The organism is Bartonella sp. AA86SXKL (assembly GCF_042196885.1).
This window is the reverse complement of sequence record NZ_JBHIRE010000194.1, coordinates 1-894: the sequence shown is the minus strand read 5'-3', so window position 1 is coordinate 894 and position 894 is coordinate 1. Positions and strand designations below refer to the sequence as shown.

Sequence of the window (894 nt, the reverse complement as noted above, 5' to 3'; positions counted from 1 at the left end):
TTTGCTGTAAGTGCAAGGCGTTGATTTACCCCAAAACGATGTTGTTCATCGATAATGGCTAAAGAAAGATTATTATAAGTGACGTTATTTTGTATGAGAGTATGGGTTCCAATAATAATAGAGGCTTGACTTGATGAAATATTGTTCAAGATATTTGTGCGCAATTTTCCTTTTTCTCGTCCGGTTAAAAGAACTGTTTGTAGTCCGATCTTTTCAGCAAGAGGTGCAATTGTCGCAAAATGTTGCCTTGCAAGAACTTCTGTTGGAGTCATTAAAGCTGACTGTCCTCTATTTTCAGCAATTTGTGCCATTGCCATGAGTGCAACTACGGTTTTTCCTGCTCCTACATCACCTTGGAGAAGTCTTAACATGGGTTCTGGTGAAGCGAGATCATTGGCAATATCTTGTATTGCTTTTTTTTGTCCATTTGTAAGTTGAAAGGGTAAGATTTTCAGCAATTTTTCAGTGTATGTTCCTGTTGGTGGGCGAGAAGTTCCGACAAGAGATTTGGTTTTCAAACGCATTAGCCCAAGAGCTAATTGACAAGCGAGCAATTCATCATAGGCAAGACGTTTGCGTGCTGTACTTTCTAGAGCTAAATCATCGGGATCAATGGGGGCGTGGATGCGACGTAAAGCAACAGAAAAAGAAGAAAAGTTTTGCTGTTTTTTGACGCTTTCCTCTATCCATTCTGGTAAGAGAGGAATATATTCAAGGGCATTTTGTATTGTACGCCTTAGCGTTTTTGCTGATAGACCAGCAGTAGAAGGGTAGATGGGTTCGATCAAAGGCATTTGATTTGATTGCTTACTTGGGGCAATATGATCGGGATGTACCATGGAAAGTTGTCCGTTAAACCGCTCAACTTTACCAGATACAATGACTTTTTTTCCT

Annotated in this window: 1 protein-coding gene; it reads right to left on the bottom strand. The window is 39.9% G+C overall.

All coding sequences use genetic code 11. From position 1 onward, the window contains the following. Window positions 1–894: DEAD/DEAH box helicase (locus ACFIO5_RS10925; RefSeq protein WP_375705416.1), on the bottom strand; the 894-nt coding region annotated here is incomplete at both ends.